The 17310-nt window shown below is 41.2% G+C and carries 16 protein-coding genes (1 of these 16 running past the window's edge); 9 read left to right on the top strand and 7 right to left on the bottom strand.

The window, feature by feature from the left end:
* The first annotated feature begins 13 nt into the window (after window positions 1–13).
* Window positions 14–1756, top strand: a complete 1743-nt coding sequence (locus ACSLBF_RS12495) for a hypothetical protein (protein ID WP_440053713.1) — start codon at window positions 14–16, stop codon at window positions 1754–1756.
* A 63-nt stretch (window positions 1757–1819) separates the two neighbouring features.
* Here the strand turns inward: ACSLBF_RS12495 and ACSLBF_RS12490 are convergent, their stop codons facing one another.
* On the bottom strand, window positions 1820–2296 hold the full coding sequence (locus ACSLBF_RS12490) for a hypothetical protein (protein WP_440053712.1): 477 nt from the start codon (window positions 2294–2296) through the stop codon (window positions 1820–1822).
* A gap of 276 nt (window positions 2297–2572) precedes the next feature.
* On the opposite strand from ACSLBF_RS12490, the gene ACSLBF_RS12485 reads away from it, so the two are divergent.
* Window positions 2573–3430 carry a tetratricopeptide repeat protein gene (locus ACSLBF_RS12485; RefSeq protein WP_440053711.1) on the top strand — a complete coding sequence of 286 codons (858 nt, stop codon included), beginning with the start codon at window positions 2573–2575 and terminating at the stop codon, window positions 3428–3430.
* 155 nt (window positions 3431–3585) lie between these two features.
* Here the strand turns inward: ACSLBF_RS12485 and ACSLBF_RS12480 are convergent, their stop codons facing one another.
* The 5 genes from ACSLBF_RS12480 to ACSLBF_RS12460 form a co-directional block, all read right to left on the bottom strand.
* On the bottom strand, window positions 3586–5424 hold the full coding sequence (locus ACSLBF_RS12480) for a di-heme-cytochrome C peroxidase (protein WP_440053710.1): 1839 nt from the start codon (window positions 5422–5424) through the stop codon (window positions 3586–3588).
* 294 nt (window positions 5425–5718) lie between these two features.
* The gene (locus ACSLBF_RS12475) at window positions 5719–6855 is read right to left on the bottom strand and encodes a porin (protein ID WP_440053709.1); all 1137 of its coding nucleotides are present in this window, start codon (window positions 6853–6855) and stop codon (window positions 5719–5721) included.
* Between the two features lie 14 nt (window positions 6856–6869).
* A complete protein-coding gene (locus ACSLBF_RS12470; protein ID WP_440053708.1) occupies window positions 6870–7310 on the bottom strand; it encodes a substrate-binding domain-containing protein in 441 nt (146 codons plus the stop codon).
* Window positions 7311–7880: 570 nt separating this feature from the next.
* Window positions 7881–9494 carry a PepSY-associated TM helix domain-containing protein gene (locus tag ACSLBF_RS12465; RefSeq protein ID WP_440053707.1) on the bottom strand — a complete coding sequence of 538 codons (1614 nt, stop codon included), beginning with the start codon at window positions 9492–9494 and terminating at the stop codon, window positions 7881–7883.
* A 1-nt stretch (window position 9495) separates the two neighbouring features.
* Complete coding sequence (locus tag ACSLBF_RS12460; protein ID WP_440053706.1) at window positions 9496–9804, bottom strand: hypothetical protein; 309 nt, start codon at window positions 9802–9804, stop codon at window positions 9496–9498.
* 495 nt (window positions 9805–10299) lie between these two features.
* Between ACSLBF_RS12460 and ACSLBF_RS12455 the strand changes: the two genes are divergently transcribed.
* Window positions 10300–11265 carry a glycoside hydrolase family 16 protein gene (locus ACSLBF_RS12455; protein WP_440053705.1) on the top strand — a complete coding sequence of 322 codons (966 nt, stop codon included), beginning with the start codon at window positions 10300–10302 and terminating at the stop codon, window positions 11263–11265.
* Between the two features lie 253 nt (window positions 11266–11518).
* Here the strand turns inward: ACSLBF_RS12455 and ACSLBF_RS12450 are convergent, their stop codons facing one another.
* Complete coding sequence (locus ACSLBF_RS12450; protein ID WP_440053704.1) at window positions 11519–12169, bottom strand: OmpW/AlkL family protein; 651 nt, start codon at window positions 12167–12169, stop codon at window positions 11519–11521.
* Between the two features lie 310 nt (window positions 12170–12479).
* On the opposite strand from ACSLBF_RS12450, the gene dapE reads away from it, so the two are divergent.
* The 6 genes from dapE to ACSLBF_RS12420 all read left to right on the top strand — a co-directional run.
* Window positions 12480–13652, top strand: a complete 1173-nt coding sequence (gene dapE / locus ACSLBF_RS12445; protein WP_440053703.1) for a succinyl-diaminopimelate desuccinylase — start codon at window positions 12480–12482, stop codon at window positions 13650–13652.
* 162 nt (window positions 13653–13814) lie between these two features.
* Window positions 13815–14261 (top strand): Hsp20 family protein, encoded by a 447-nt coding sequence (locus ACSLBF_RS12440; protein WP_440053702.1) that lies wholly within the window; start codon window positions 13815–13817, stop codon window positions 14259–14261.
* 205 nt (window positions 14262–14466) lie between these two features.
* Window positions 14467–14631: a hypothetical protein gene (locus ACSLBF_RS12435; protein WP_440053701.1), complete on the top strand. Its 165-nt coding sequence runs from the start codon at window positions 14467–14469 to the stop codon at window positions 14629–14631.
* 367 nt (window positions 14632–14998) lie between these two features.
* Entirely contained in the window at window positions 14999–15625 is a 627-nt protein-coding gene (locus ACSLBF_RS12430) for a hypothetical protein (protein ID WP_440053700.1), read from the top strand.
* 54 nt (window positions 15626–15679) lie between these two features.
* On the top strand, window positions 15680–16378 hold the full coding sequence (locus ACSLBF_RS12425; protein ID WP_440053699.1) for a transposase: 699 nt from the start codon (window positions 15680–15682) through the stop codon (window positions 16376–16378).
* Between the two features lie 125 nt (window positions 16379–16503).
* Window positions 16504–17310: the start of a DUF885 domain-containing protein gene (locus tag ACSLBF_RS12420; protein ID WP_440056227.1), read on the top strand. The gene runs 1065 nt beyond the window's last position; the window shows 807 of its 1872 coding nt (coding positions 1–807); the start codon lies at window positions 16504–16506; its stop codon lies beyond the right edge, outside the window.

The following is a 17310-nucleotide window of genomic DNA, read 5'->3' as shown; positions in this document are numbered from 1 at the left end:
ACGAGGGAACCTTATGAATACAAAAATTATTGCTGGTATTGGCGCTGTAGCCGTTGCTGCGGGTATTTATTTTACGACTCAATCAAGTGCGCCAACGACGGCTCCACTGCAAAATGTTGAACTGGAATATGTCCCAGCCGATACTGCACTATTTTTCGGGTCACTTGTGCCATTTGACTACGAAAAGTACCTAAGTCTAATGCCTGCTGAGTTACGCTCTGTCCAACAGCAAGAGGTATTTGAGCAACTGTCACAAGGTGAAAACCACGTTGCGCTGCGTTTTTTTGCTGAACTGATGAACCGTTATTCCCTCGCACTTGCCTCCGAACAGCAGATGAAACAGCAGCTGGGTATTGATGGGCCGATTCGCAGTCTGATTTACACTGTTGGTTTAATCCCGACCATTCGTGTGGAGTTGGCCGAGCCAGCTACGCTTGAGAAAACCGTAATGCAGTCAGCGGATAAAACAGGCATTGTTTACAAAACTGAGACATTACAGGGCCAAAGCATTACACGTTATGACTTGCAGCTTGAAGGCGAATCCCCAGTAGAGCTAATCACTTCTACAAAAGGCAAATGGTTTACCTTAACTGTAAATACAACATTTAATAATGAATCGGACCTTGCGGTTGCGTTAGGCCTAGAAAAGCCGCAATCGAGCTTAGCAAATAGCCAAAAGTTAGAACGTTATATTTCGGACTTCAATTTCGACGGCAATATGATCAGTTACCTTGATCATCAGGCTGTTGTAAATGGTTTGACAGCGCAAAAACCATCAAGACTGTCTCGCATGATCGATAGCCTGCTTAGCGCGAGTGGTGAACAAGATGCACTTGCAACAATCCGTAGCAAAGAGTGTCAGACTGACTATGCAGCGATTGCCGCTAAGTGGCCAGCCACGGTAAGCGGTACCACGTCGCAAGAATTGACGTCTAGCTATTATAAGTCTGTTGTAGATACTACCATCGTTATTAATGATGATAGTTTGAATAACATCCTAATGGGGTTACGCGGTTTTATTCCTGCTTATTTAGCAAAGCAAGAAGACAGTTTATTTGGTTTTGGCGTTGGCGTTGATGTAGCTCAGCTTGCGCCAACAGTCAGTGCAGTTTGGAATCAAATCACGACAGCTGAGGTAAGTTGTCCTGAGTTAGTTCAGTTACAGGCGCAAATCAAGCAAAACAACCCTATGGCCATTGCCATGGCGACGGGAATGGCTGGTTCGGTAAAAGGCATTAGTGCGAGCTTTTCTGCGTTCGATCTTGAGTTTCCAAATGGCCAACAAACACCTCCTGAGGTGAAGGCACTTGATGGATTGGTGGTACTTTCAGCAGATCAACCGCAAACGTTGATTGATACTGCTAAAAGCTTAGATCCTGCGTTTGCACAACTCGAAATCCCAGCAGATGGTTCTCCAGTTGTATTAAATGACCTGTTCCCATTACCTCCACAAATTAAGCAGCAAGTTCTTTTGGCTATAAAGGGTCAGCACTTGGTTCTATCGGTTGGTGAAAAGTCTGCAAAATTGGCAGATACGCTGAGTGGCGAAGTGATTAAGTCCAACGGTCTAATTCGTACAAACTTTGATTTGCAGTCATTCTTTACCATGATGGCCGATATGATGGAATCTTCAGGCGAAACGCTGCCCCCTGAATTTGCAGAGTTACAAAAACAAAACATGAGCTTTGGATTTGAACTGGACCTGACAGAGAAAGGAATTTTGTTAAGGGCAGAAGGCGTAATAAATAAAGACTAATTGCAGTTCTGAGTAAGGCCGTGATGAGCTAAACTGCTTCACGGCCTTATCAAATTGGCTTGCTTACTCAATCAGTACACTGTACGTAAAAGCATTCTCTGCAACTTGAGAATTAATCAATACTCTGTAGATGGTATCTTCAAGTACCAGCTCATTGACGCGACCTTCTTTCAATAATTTGGGGTTTTCATCAATTCCCATTAACCAACTACCAGACTCTGTGTCTGCGGCAAGATTGATCAGTTTTTTGCCTACTCGGTTTGGCAGGTAAATCGCAGCTGTGCTGTTTTTACCCCAGATGGCTTTAAGTTGCTCACTATCACTCACCAGCACGTACTCGCTCGGACCTGAAGGCCGTATTAGCGATTTTTTCTCAACCTTACATGTATCACAGTTTACAGTGAGCGCTGATTCAAGATTTTGTAACTCACCTTTATAAGTAATTCCATTACTGTTTATATTCCATGGATATGACACCTCACTTTGGTGATGACAAGCGAGAAGTAACACCAAAATAGAGGCTAAGCTGATGTATTTCATTGTATAAAACCTTTTAAAAGCAATCTTATTCCAAATATTGCAATTATTTTCCGTGGAACTGTTCTAAATTGGGTACATTATAGACTGGTAACAGGTATCTTGTCCATATTACAAATAATAAAGTTATATTTAGTTGTTTTATTTGTTAATTATTTGTCTTTTGTGTGGTGGGCGCGATAGTTTGTTTCTTTTGTATATAGTGAATGTGGTTAAAGCTTGTGTTTTCTGTAATCGTCTCCATTATAAACAACATTCGACGTAATCAAGATTGGAAAGATGGAAAACAAAATACAGCTTACGCCCGACAATATTTCTCAAGTAATTTCGGAACAAAACCCCGATGGTTTGGTTTTGCTCAGTTTTTATAGTGCCGAGAATCCAGACTGCGTTACTCAAGATAAAATACTGACCAAACTAGCTGAGGATTATGGACAGCATGTTGTTTTAGGTGTCATTGATTGTGATACTCAGCAGGCGCTTGCTGGGCAATTGGCGCAACAAATTGGCTTACAAGCTTTACCAACAATTGTGGTACTGAAAGCAGGTGCGCCAGTAGATATATTGGCAGGAGCAAAAACTGAGCAAGAGATTACTGAAGCACTGTCTGAGCATCTTCCGTCACCTGAGTTAATGCTTCTAGAGCAAGCCAAAAAACAGTTAGCTTCAGGCAATGTTAATGAAGCTTTTTCTTATGCTAAAAAGGCGTATGAAGCGGCGTCAAGTAATAGCCGAGTGATCTTAGTATTCGCTGATATTTGCATGCAAATAGATAAACTCGAAGATGCTGAAGCTTTATTAGCGCAAGTGTCAGAGCAAGATCAAGATGCTTACTATCACAACTTAAAAGCTAAACTCGAACAAGCAACGCAAAGTCAAGATTCTCCAGAGCTGCAAAGGTTGCTCAACGAAGTTGAAGCAGCGCCAGAGTCACTAGAGCTGCGTTACGAACTGGCTAAAGTTCAATATAACCTAGGTAAAAAAGAGCCTGCGCTAGAGTCATTATTCATGGTGTTACGCAAAGACTTGAATTTTGCCGACGCAAAGAAAGACTATTTAGATATCATCGCAGCTTTACCTGATGGCGACGAGTTAGCATCGAAATATCGTCGGAAACTTTACAGTTTGCTCTACTAAAGCTCGGTCTATGCGATAGTTTAGTGGTTGTTGCGCTGATTAGCGCTTTGACCGTGTAAAACGAAAGCAGGTTGGGTTTGATTGCAATATCGCCGTAATGAAAAAGCCAAGTACAGATACTTGGCTTTTCGTGTACTAGGTCGAATTTGTAATTATTACAGCGTTTTCATGTATTCAACAAGTTGCCACTTCTCTTCTTCAGAAAGCTCAGTGCCGTAGGTATGTCCCGCATTATCATTGCCAGGTTGGACACTGCCGTCCGCTTTATTAACTTTAAATTCGTTCAGTCCTTGGTTTGTGACATAACCTACATTTACGGGATCAAACTCGCGGCTGCCGACCCAAAATCTATCTGGGCGTTGCTCTGGAGCCTGTAGTAAGGACCAAAGGTTCGGAACAGAACCATTATGGAGATACGGTGCGGTTGCCCAAATACCGTTTAATGGTCTTGCTTTGTAAACACCCGCATCATAAAAGCCATCTTCACAGTCATCGCCGGCATTTGGTGTTAATTTATCTCTGCCTGCAAAATAAGACTTCAAACGCTCTTCAATGGATTTCAACGCAGATGTCTTTCCACCGCTATTTGATGTTTCCTCAGCAATCAAGCCCGCTTCGATTGCTTCGACTGGATTCTTCAATACCAAACCAGCGACACCATTAACAGGAATATCGATGGCGTGTGTCACGGCTGCAAACTTTTCCCCCACTAATATGTCGGACTTAGTTCCCTCAAGAAACAGCGTTTTTGCCATATGACAGGTGGCATTATTTGACATCACCGGGTCAGTACCAACTTCCTTAACGGGAGTTTTTATCGCAACATAGTCTTTTAATACATCTTTTGGTGCAACAATTTCATGGCATGATGCGCAGTTTGCTTGGTAAAGCATTTTTCCTTTGGCTGCTTTTGAGGTGTCTACGCCTGGCAAGTATTGTTCTGGCCACGCGGGTGGACGTAATGTTTTAACCCAGGCTTCAAGTTGGCCTATTCCGTTAAAGTCGATTGTGGAGCTATAGCGCGCATGTTTACCCCACACTCGCTGCCAAACTGGTGCTTCAGTGATTGAGAGAGAGCCAAATACACCGACAACTTCACCCATATTTCTGATCAACGGACCAACCACGGGAATGTTCGGTGCTGACGCATTCCATTGGACTACATTCGACTGGTGTGTTCCCCAAAGAAACGGATATGAAACCGGAGCTGTAGGTGCATTTCGGTTGTTCAAATCATCCAGCGCAAACGCAGTTCCTGCATTTTGAATATTACCAAAAGCATCTAACCGTGCGTAACTGGTGAAGTCATCGGGGTAATCTGCAGGTAGGTCATTGACAGCCTGTCTTTCGGCGGTAGCCATTGAAACATGTTTGAGGTCATCCCTAAGATCTTCAATAGCAGCATCAGACGCATTACTTCCTAACACTCTCGAGGCGAAGCGATTAAACTTTTGATTGTCGTTTAGTGTTGTATTTAGCGAGGCGTTCAGTTTACTGAAGAACAACACGAAGTTAGCCAATGTTGGTGCACCATCAATTAAAATTTTGGTACCTTGATAGTCTAGCTGGTTCGTATGGCAAGCCGCGCAGGTCATGCCAACCCAAGCTTGGCCAGTTGTTTGGTTGTTGTGAAGCGCAAAACCGATGGGTAACCCCGAAGGGTTACTGGCAGAAGACCTGCTAGGCAGGTAGCGCAGCATTTCCATGTGCTCGCTATCACGAAACAGCTGTTCACTGTCAGGCTGTTCTAACCAAGTGAACCACGTATAAGGAATGATTTGTGAGCCTTGACCTGTAAACCAGAAGTCATTTCTTAGTTTGTCGCTCCATCCTTGGTCTAGCCAGACTCGCTCTGGTACAGAGCCTTGCTCTTTAACTTGGGGGACGTTTTCTAGAGGTACTGTCGGTTCTTTTTTTGCGGTACTACAACTGACAACTGAAATCGTACTGAGTAGCACAACACAGAGCTGTTTTGAGTATTTTAGTTTAGTCATGATCGATCCCTAAAGCGAAATTCCAATAACGGTAGAGTGTTTTTGTTAACAAGTAAATTACAAGCGCTTACGCTATAGATGTTGTTGAAAACACACAGCGCGAGTTAGCTTTGTATTTTCAAGCATTAACTATAGTAGGGGAAGATGTTTTTGTTTACGTTTTTTTTACTAATTTGGAAGGGACCATCAGTATCAAATTGGCTGTTTGTACAACTTAGCGCTAATTTGATGAATGTAGTAGCCAGCAGTTATCGGGTGAGAAACACCAATAACAGTGGCTACCAGATTAACTAATTAAAAAACAAAATCGACACCCATACTTATTGTTCTGGAGTCACCATGGTAAGCCCACCCAGTTGGCTTATCACCTTGATCTACAAATTTGTCATACTGAATTTTAAATGCCGCACTTGGCAAAAAGTTGTATCGCACGCCAAAACTAAGCATGTAGTGCTCTTCTAAGTCTTCAGTCGGTACCTTGGTGCGTTCGTGATCGGCTTTTGAGTATGACACATACGGCTGATAATCTCCCCAGTTGTATACTACAGACAACAAGTAAGTGGGAAACTCAGTTCCGACTGCATCGTCATAGTCAACAAAGTTTGCATCAAAAAGAACGGTAAAATCACTGAGCTGTATGCTGCCGCCTAGGCCAATGAATGTTTGGGAAAAAGGTTGATATGGATCGATAGAACCATCTTGTTGTATGGTTTCTCTGTCTCTATCGTTCTGGAAGTAAACGAATCTTAAATCGAAATTTTCACCCGACATATTCCAATTTACGCCAGTGATATCAGTCCAGTATTCGTTGACGGTTCTTGCATTTCCTCCATACAGTTTATCGTAATAAAGCATTTCTTTGTTGTCGTCAGAGTACTCATTACCATAAAAAAAGCTCACGGTATTGGTGTAATCACCTAACTGGAAGTCATACATTGCGGTTACGCCATTGAACTGGGTCACCTGCCACCAGTATAAGTTTGCTGGTGGACGCATCCACGGATAGGCATAACCTACTTCGGAAAATTCAGAATAGTAGTACATAGGAATATTTCGACGACCGGCCATGAGCGTCAAGTTATCGGTTGCTCGATAAGTGACATAATACCAGTCAAACTCAGGCTCAAAATCATCAACCCCTTTGGCTACTAATTGGGCTGTGATAGTGAATGAGCTGTTTAGTTCTGCAATAGCTTGTACAGCGAGAATAGACTCAGCATTAAAAGTGATGTCGTTGTCGTACTGGCCTACATCGTAAAAATCAGCAGTGAGAATCTCATCGCGCTTTTGACCCGGGTTTAAAGGATCGTCCACCGAGCCTAAAGTTTTACCTGCGATAATTGAGCCGTAGCCACTAATGTCTATTTCTGCAAATGCTGAAGAGGACAGAAGCAATGATAAACAGGAGGTAATAACAATTGAGTTTTTCATATTTTTTCCCTTGTTTAAAATTTAGCGACGACTTTCACAGAGCCATTGACTTCACTTGCATCAACATAAGCAATAGCGTCTGGGTTGGATGAGACTGAGTTGATAATTTCTTGCGCAGTTGGCATCTCTTTAGGTGGTGTTCCCTTACCTGTAAATAAAATCTTTGACCAATAGGCTTTGAATTGGCTACTGGACTTTCCTATCACGTTTGAGTTGAATTCTTCTGCTGTTGCAGAGCTGTTTTCTGGACTCAATAGCAACGCGGAACGGCCATTAGAGAAAGCTTTCGCTTTGCCTAAAAAGATATTCTTTATCGTTGTTTGATCGAAAGTTGAATCGTTATCAGGGTGCACAATCACTGCGACTTCAGCATGAGCGTTCGATAGTTGGAAAAGATTTAATGCGGATAATGCCAAAGCAACTTTCCAGACTTTACTTCTGTTAGGGTTCTTCATAAAAGATTCCTTTGTGAGCGGTGGTAGAGAAGCAGTTATTTCAAATTTAGACGCAGTTGAATTTTTTTCAAATATATGGATTTAAAATGTTACGGAAGTAATTATTTATTGAATTCACAGGAGCTTATAAACGCGTGGGATTATTATTGAATTTAACATTTAAGGAACGCGAACCAAGATTTATATTTTTACATTAACGAGTTCATGACTCTCATTGTTTAGGAAAGTAAAACTACTGTTTTTTGGTTGTTTGGGGTAACAACCAAAGTGCTAAGAAGTATTTAGCCTGCCAATACAGCAGTATTGAGGCTGGGAAAAAGTGTCACAGGGTACTTAAAAAACGAGCGCGCCGCATTCAGTTCAGCAAAGTCGAGATATGTTTTAATGCTCAGTCTGTTGAGTCATCTCAAGCATAGATTTTGTAACGCACTTTTGCCAAAGGTCGGAAGGGATAATTATCTCCGAGCGACTGGTACTCCTCAATATCGCTCGGAATAACATTTTGCTAGCAATCAACAAAAACGCCTATAAGAAACAGTGTTTCTTCTATTTACCCGCAGTCGAAGTTATTTAGGTCGAGGATTGAGTTTTCATGATCTGCAGGTTTTGCTGGTTGCCAATATACCAAATACTATTTCTATCTCCGCGATAGGCTCGATGCTGAGTCTTTTGAGCTAATCGCCAGAAAATGTATCCTATGAATATTGCAGTACACTCTAGCAAGATACTAGACAGACTTTCTGCTGGCCATAACCCCATACTCGGCAACAGCAAGGCCAGTATAGAAGTGGCAGGTAATGACAGGCATAACAAACTGATAAGTCGCAGTGTCCAAATTGCCGTGATACTCATGCCTAGAGTGAATGCTGCGAATAAATTACCGGCAAAACAAAAATAATACACCCACAGGTAAGCAGCATTTACATTTAATGTGGTTACTGCAATCCACTTAGTGATAGCAAATGATGCTGCCACTCCTAGTATTGAACCAAGTGCTACACCAATAGTGAGTTTGCCCATGAAAATAGTGGGTTTGGACTGTTGTGTATGTTGCTTACGTCGCTTTTCAAGCCACAGTAAGTTGCCGGTGTAAAACAGCACTGCGCCCATAATCCCCATCAAAAAGTACAGCCAACGGCCTAATTCACCACCATAACTGCCAAAGTGTAGACCAAACATAGTGGTAACAATCGACCCCCAAATGCCTTGATCGCCATTGATTATGCTACTGGTGGAAACCTTAAACGTATATGGATTCATAAATAAGAAGTCCGTTTTTGGGCCTCGCATTAAATGTGACTCACTCATCAATTGAATTGACGCAGAAGGGCTTTTACTATTTAAACGGCTTAACTGGATGGCTTTAATTTCATGCTCAGGAGCGTATTCACGTGTTTTGGCGATAATTTGTGTAATACTCGGGAGGTTATTTACATGAAACTCAACTGAGGCCGGAGCTTCCCGAGCGAACAACGGTTTATCACCGTAAATTTTTCCTAGCCCATCGTATATAAAATCATGAAATGCGAACACGATAACGGTGATTGCGATAACAATGTGAAATGGCAAACTGGTGACGCCGATCAAATTGTGGCTATCCAACCAAAATCGACTTTTTCCTTTGTTAGTTCTCAGAGCTAAAAAGCTCTTAACCAGAGTCGGCAGCAAGAAGATGACGCCAGATACAAGTGCCACAAAATATAAGATCGCAGCAATCCCCAGCACGTAAACGCCGGCATGGTCATGGCCAATTTCACCTGCAATTCCTGCACTTCGATGCAAATAATCTATTAGCGCTGAAAGTTTGTTGACGTAACTGGGTTGGGCTTCAAGTGTGCCCTCAGTGGTAAGTGTTGCATGCCATAATTGGTCGTCAAGGCGCAGCCCTCTTGGTCCACCTTGCTCATACCAAGTTATGGGAGATTGCTCTGTAGAAAAGTTAACACTTAACCACTTGGTTGAATCGGGGTGTTGGTCAATTACCTTCTGTATTAAAGAATCATATTGAGTCGATTCTACCTGTGCCATTGTTTGAGTGGGGGGAGAAGCCCATTGGTCAATGTGGCCTGCGAACATCGTCAGTGCACCAGCAAAAAAACCGATGAATAATAGAAGCCCAGTGGTGATCCCTGTCCATGTATGAATACTTTGATATGTTCTTAGAATATCCGCGCGGACTTTCATGTTATGCCTTTACAAATATGAGTAATAAATAGATGACTAGGTTCGAGACTGTAAGCCATGCTACAGCCTGCTTTCCTGTTCTGAATAAATAAACAAAGCTCAAAATTAATAACCAAACAGGAGTAACCAGCCACATATTAAACTGAGTTTTCCATAACAAGCGTTCGTTAGAAATGGCTTGAGTTAGTCCATCTGTGCTAATCCACGCAAAAAGCCCGACGATCCCAAAACTTAAACACAGACCCAGAACAGTTCCTGCGAACGTTTTACTCCACCAATCAGAAGAAATTTTTTGTTTTTCACAGCCCATTACGCTTTCCTAATGAGGTAGATTGAAAAGGGAAGGAAAATGGTTATTACCATTGTGGCCATCAACCATAGGAATAGCATGGCACTACCACCGAATATCAACCAAGCGCTGAACACAGATGCAGCTATGAGAACATAGCCGAGCAGTTGAAAGTTTTTTGAAAGAGGTGTTCGCAGTAAAAGCTGGTTTTTATTCGTACAATAAAGCACGAGTATCGCTATAAAAACAAGAACTAAAAACAATACACTGAGCAAAACAAACTCCGTTTTAAGCACGAAAAATAAACACAATAACATGATTAGATTATATCGAATGTTATCTTTTCAGCAACGGTAAATGATATGAGAATTATTTTTATTTAATTTGTATGAATCTCATTTTTAAATTTGGGTCTAATTTAGTGTTGCACTGACTGAAATTTGAACTCACTTGATTGACAGCGTTGTCATTCGCGTGTTACCAAAAGGAGTTCAAATAACAATCAAGGTGAAGGGTATGTCGAATCTAAATAATAAAAACTTAATCAGCTTATTCATAGTTGGGATAGCACTGACGGGGTGTTCACCCAAGGACGAGGTATCGCAACCAGCAGAGCGGAACACTGCAGCTGAATTCTTTGATGATTTTTCCTATACAAATCTACAAGAGTTTTATGCTAACGGATGGAAGGCAAGAACCGAGACGGGGCACCCCGGTATTGCCGGTGCAACTTGGTCGGATGAAGGTATTAGCTTTCATCAAGATATTGAAGGTACACAATACGGTGCCATCCGTATGACTTCAGTGACAGATGGTAGCGGAGAAAACACCCGGCATACCCAGTTTTGTCATGCCAGGAAATACTTGAAAGGAACTTACGCAGCGAGAGTATTTTTTAGGGATACGCCTACTTTTGGCCCAGATGGAGACGAAGTCATTCAAACGTTTTATGCTATCAGCCCGTTAAAAGCGCCGATGGACCTTGATTACAGTGAAACAGATTTTGAATATTTGCCAAATGGTGGTTGGGGCGCCGGCGAAGAGCCTGCAATGTGGACGACAACATGGGAAACGTTTCAGCTAGAGCCTTGGACAAAAGTTAATGAAAATACTCGTAAGCCAGGAAGTTATGCCGGTTGGCGTACTTTAGTATTACATGTTTATGATGATAAGGTGGTTTACTATGTTGATGGTAAGTTGTTCAGTGAGCATAGCGAGCAAGTGGCTCCTGAAGTACCTATGTCTATGAATTTTAACCTGTGGTTTATGCCCGAAGGTGCCGATGGTTCAAATGGCCCTGTTGATTCGCCAGAGCTGCGTCAATATCAAGAAGATATTGATTGGGTGTATCACCGAGCAGAGGAGATTTTAACTACCGAACAGGTCATTCAGCAAATAGCCCAGTTTCGTAATAACAAGGTGACACATAGAGATCGGGTTCCAGAAAATAATCCACCGTTACCTTCCCCATGCGGCCTATAGTAGCTTAATTTCAAAGTCAGAGTGATGGTACCAAAACCCATAGCACCAGCACTCTGATATTACTATGCATCACAGGGTAATTGAGACTGTATAAGGCAGCGAGCCTGAGCTACTTCGATTGACTCACCACCAAGACAAAAGTCCAATCGAATTAGCATCTCTTCACTTTTGGGTGAGATATATTAAGGAGAATAAATGAATAAAGGCCACATGCAGTGGCCCTGGGATTGAGAAAGTAACAGTAATTAAAAGCTTAGAATTTGTATTTAACACCAAACATAGCAACAACCGGGTCTAACTCTACATCTGAGGTTAGTGCCTTAACACCATTTGCGTATACTGTAGCGTCAGTATTGATATCCATTTTTGAAATCATACCGTGGACACCCCACTTTTCATTGATGTCGTAGTTAAAACCAACTTGTAATGCCAATCCAAAAGAGCTGTCCAAGTCCAATTTTACATCGTCTGTGCCCAATGTTGCTTTGAGCGCCGCGCTAGGCTCTTCATCAAAGAAGACGGTGTAGTTCAAACCTGCGCCAACAAATGGGCGGAATTTTGCTGTTGCGTCGAAGAAGTGGTATTGCGCAAACAATGTTGGTGGTAAGTGTTTTACATCTGCAATATCGTTACCTTTCAAGCCTCCTGCGCCTTCCACTGTATGTGAAAATGGGGTCGCTGCCACAAGCTCGAATACGATATTGTCGTTGTACTGATAGTCAACAGTAATACCTAGTTGCGTGTTAGAGTCAGCAACTAGACCAAGTGCTTTATTTTCATTAATTGCAGATGCACTGTTTTCAGGGTTTACGTTAATAGCCCCAACATTCACGCTTAACTTTGCTTGAGCAAAAGGAGCAGCAACTAGTAGGGTAGATAGTAAAGCAGCGCTTAATGTTCTCATCTTCATCTCCTGAACCTATTTTAAGGTTGTAAAATCGGCATTTGGTGTTTCGCAAATAAGGCCTGCGAACCACCTTGTTGTTTTCATTGGAGTCATCATAAGACGCTGCAAAAACAAAATGCTGTTCTAGATCAATTTTTAAATTGTCTGCTTTCAGAAATTTTTGAAACTTTGATTTAGATTAAGTTTTTACCAAATCAACGAGCGTGTATATTTGCTGAGTGTCATGATTTTGAATTAAAAGTGAAATGATATGGTCAACATCTGGCCGTTAAATAAGGCAAGTGTTTATCATAAGTAGAACATCACCATGCAATATGCTTCTTTGTTTGACCAACCGGAAAATTCTTATTCTGTTGAAATACTCCGTCATTTAATTCAAGCTCCGTCGGTTACGCCATGTGATGCGGGTACAATCCAATTTATGTCTGAGAAGCTCGGTGATTTAGGTTTTGATACTGAAGTATTTGAGCGCCATGGAGTGAAAAATTTAATTGCTTCTATGCACTTTGGTGAGGGACCAATTTTAGCGTTTTCCGGTCATGTAGATGTTGTGCCGGCCACCAGTCAAGGTTGGATTTCAGACCCTTTTGGTGCACAAATAATCGATGGTGTGATTTATGGACGCGGCGCTGCAGATATGAAAGGTGGTGTTGCAGCCATGTTATCAGCAACACGAGTATTACTAAGCCAGCCAAAAAAACTTGCCGGTACCTTTTATTGGTTGTTGACCTCTGATGAGGAAGGTGAGGCCGAGTTTGGTTCGAAGTTAATAGCAGAAAAACTAGCACAGCGTGGAGTGATATTAGATGCTTGTTTAGTCGGAGAACCTACTTCACATCAAGTTGTTGGAGATACAGTTAAAAATGGTCGCCGAGGAGCAATATCTGGTCGTATTGCGATCCGTGGAAAAGCAGGGCATGTCGCTTATCCTGAGCAAACAATCAATGCCGCACATATTGCGGGTAATGTGGTCAATGAGCTTGCCTCTTTGCCTTGGTGGAAAGATGAAGCTGGCTCACAGACAACGCTACAGGTCACAGGGCTTACAGTGCCTAATATTGTAGATAATCTAGTTCCAGCTAGTTGCGAAGTGACTTTTAATATCCGTTATAGTCACGCTTACAAAAGTGGTGAAGTGAAAGATTATATCCAAGCCGCGCTCTCTAACCTCAATATAAATTTTGATATAGAGTGGGAACGTCCGTGTGAGTCCTTTTACACTGGAGCTAAAGCTGAGCGATGTTTCTTGAATTTAGTGGAACAAGCAATTTATGAGCAAACAGGTCAATACCCTAGTCTTAGTACTGCAGGGGGAACATCTGATGGCAGGTTTTTCGCGAATGAATTGACGCAGGTGATAGAGTGTGGCGTAAAGAATGATTCTATTCATCAAGTCAATGAACACGTATCTGTAGCTGACCTTATAAAAATAGAAAGAATATATTTATCTGTTTTAAAAAGGTTTTTTAATTTTGTTTGATATTTTTTTGAAAAAAATCTTGAAATAAATTTTGCAGACCATAGATAGGGTTATGAGGGCGCCGGAAGGGCCTGAAAACTAAATAACCTTATGTTTTTAAATGTGTTTATTGCTTTTTTTAAGAGTAAACATCATGTATAGCTTTATAAGAGGATACATATTATGCGTACTGTAGATTTATCACCACTATACCGTTCATTCATTGGCTTTGATCACCTTGCATCGTTGATGGATGCAGCTGCCCGAACTGATAAGCAGCCGAGCTACCCGCCATACAATATTGAAGCATTAGATAAAGACAAGTACCAGATCACAATGGCGGTTGCGGGCTTCAGTGAGCAAGAATTGACACTTGAATCTGAGAACAACACCTTGACTGTGAAAGGTCAAAAACAAGATAAAGAAGAAAAATCAGAGCGAAAGTTTATCCATCAAGGAATAGCCGAGCGCAACTTTGAACGCAAATTCCAACTTGGTGACCATGTTAAAGTTATTGGTGCAGAGCTTGAGCATGGATTGCTAGTCATCGATTTACAACGAGAGATCCCAGAAGCGTTAAAGCCAAGAAAAATTGAAATTGGCTCAGGTAAGTTGTTAGAAAGTAAGTAAAACTTCCACCGCTTGATTTTTCCATTAGTTCGGCCGCTCAATAGCGGCCGTTTTTTGTATTGAAACTCGGCGCTGCTTACATCAACAATAATGTTGTTGAATGGATTTACTTCGACACGTTTTGAAATATTTTTAGTACACTTTTTAAACCTTAATATGGTTTGGATCGACTAAACTTATAGACCTGAAGACGGAGAGCCTGATCATGATGAAAACACACTTTTTTAATAAAACTTGGAATATTGCTTTTGCTATCACTACAGTAATTTTTTGTTTACTAGCTTTATTTTCTGATGTTCACCCGGTTTCTGAAAAGTCCCATCATCAGTACCTTCAAAACAAACAGTTGATTGAAGTCAAAGTAGAGTAACGTTTGAATCTGGCGTGGTATTGTTATAAAAGTGATGAAATTTATTAATCTGGCTTTTTCTAATTTAGGGATAGGCTTTCCTATGTCTACGCGTATCAGTATGCGGCATTGACAGGATTTACTTGCATGAGTGCTGTTTTTTAACCGTCTCATCACTCCCCCCAACTTATTCGAATAATTACCCTAATAAAAACAAACTTGAGAATATCTAATTATTACATGTTTTTGGTAACGTTAATTTCACATTTACGTTGATAAGTCTCTAATATCGATTATGGTTACATTAAACCAATATTGAGATCGTCACTTGGTCTTTAGGTTTCAATATTGTCCAATACATCTATCAAATAGGAAGGGAGTTCTATTAATGATAAACATTGATGTCAGAGGCGCGAAGCGCTGGTTGTCAAGTCTATTAGAGAGTGATGAAGTCATCCGTAATCTAGGAAATAGCCGGTTAGTTTTATTCGAAAATGCCAACAAACGTCTCATACTAGCAAAGGGAGCTGTAAAAGAAACGTCTCTACTGACACAGTGTGGTGACCGAAAAATAAAAGTACTCAAGGGGAGTATGTCAATAAAGTGGGTGCAAACAGCTCAAATTGATATGTCTCAGCGAATTGGATCTTATCTAGTGTCCGGCGATACACAAACAAGCTTTTTATTTAATAATCAATGTGTTCAGCTAACCAGTGACATAGCGACCGCCATCACCACGAATTCAAATACGATATGGCTAGAAGAGCAAACGAAGGCAAAAGCGGCAAAACAGCGCGTGAAGTTCTGCTCAGCTTCACTTAGACCTACTGATATTTACCATTCCAAACAATCAGAGCGCATATTGCGTGGAGTCGTTGAACTATTTCAACAATCTGATTGTGAATTAAGTTTAAAAGCGCTCCACACTTTATCAAAATCAAGCATTAGTGAGGTGTCATGGCAAGCGATAGAAGGAATATACCTGCGTAGCAAGCGACAGAAACATTATGCATAGCTGCCTCTGAATATAATCTTGATTATAATTTAATACATTAAACAGGGATGAATAATGGCACTTTTTATTAGAGATTTTTACAGTCATCAAGCAATCGACTTTGACTCATTCGTTCGTTGTATCAATGGTGTGTATTCAGACACTTCATGCCTCGAACCTCCCACAATAAACTTAATGGCAGAGATGTTGTACCGTCTTGCAAAAAATAAAGAGTTTTTAACCCATAAAATTGCAAATCAGATAGCTGAAGCTGGATCTTTACCAAGCCAGCATTGGCTCAGTGACAACGACACTTTGGTTTTATACCAAAACAGTCGACCTTATTTCCAATTAGTGGCGTCTTTTATGCCACCTCAATTAGAGGAAAGCACAGATCAAAGAGCATTGGTTAAAGATTATTTACATGACCACAACTTTTCTTTTCTAACGACTAACTATTATGGTCCAGGCACCGCATCCGAATTATATACCTACCGTTATTCTAACCAGCTTAAGGTTGGGGAGCCTTGCCACTTGAGCTTTGAAAAATTTCATCAATTAACAGATGATGAAGTTCTGTTTTTTGAAGCATCTAAAGACATCCATCGTCAAGCGCTACCAAAATCTTTTTCGATTTCTCTAGAACTCAGGTTTGAACAAAATGGTAATCGCCATTTTAGCTTTGATCATGAAAAGTTGGTGATTAAGGAGGAGATTAAATCTGGTAAACAAGTTGCCAGTGACTTTTTGGCTGAGCTGTTGTACGAAACATAAGTTTGTTTTTGGAATTTGCGGTTATTTCGAGAGCTTTTTATCGGTAATTACTGCTATACAAGCATAAATATGTTAATTGTTGTATATCTGAAAACAAATCGAAATAATACTCGGAGCCAAACATGATGAACAGGCAAAGTCTTGTTGCGTTATCAGTCGTCCTTGGTCTGTCTGGATGTGCCCAAGAACAAGCAAGCACAAAAGTGGAATCAAGCAAATCGATGAGCACAGCAAAAGAGACCTTAACCCGTCAAGAAATAGACAAAATCATCGACCGTTATACACAACAATTTATAACGCACCAGCCGGCATTGGCGACATCCTTAAAGCTTCCTGAAAGTGAGTATGGCTCATACCAAAGCCGTTTACCCGATTATTCGGTATCTGGAATGCAAGCGCTGCAGCTTGATATGGCAGCTTCTGCAGAGCAACTAGCTGAGCTTTCTGCGAACGTATCAAATGCCGATGATTTATTGCATGTAAAAGTGAATGAGATTATTGCGCGCTATTACGCAGGTGATAAAGCTTTTCCTGCAGGGTATATTGATACCTGGGGAGGGCACTTACCCTATATTGTAAATCAGCTATCCGGTCCTCTTGTTGATATTCCTAATATTATTAAAGATCAGCATACATTAGAAACAGAATCGGATGCTTTAAGTTACATTGAAAGGCTTAAAGCGTTTGCTGTGTTGACCACGCAAGTTGCTAACAAAGTGAAAGCGGATGCAGAAAAAGGCGTAATATTACCGAAAGTATTATTCCCAAACACCTTAGGTTATTTACGTAACTTTATCAGTGCCGAGAGTTCGGAGCACCCCTTAGTTATCTCATTTGAAAAGCGCTTAGCTGAAGTCGAGGGGATATCAGAAAAAGACCGCGTAGCGCTTGTTTCCACTGCGTCAGATATTGTAGGTCAAAAAATTTATCCA

Source organism: Pseudoalteromonas sp. T1lg65, assembly GCF_051930985.1.
Classification (GTDB): Bacteria; Pseudomonadota; Gammaproteobacteria; order Enterobacterales; family Alteromonadaceae; genus Pseudoalteromonas.
This window is presented reverse-complemented; position numbering and strand designations above follow the sequence as displayed.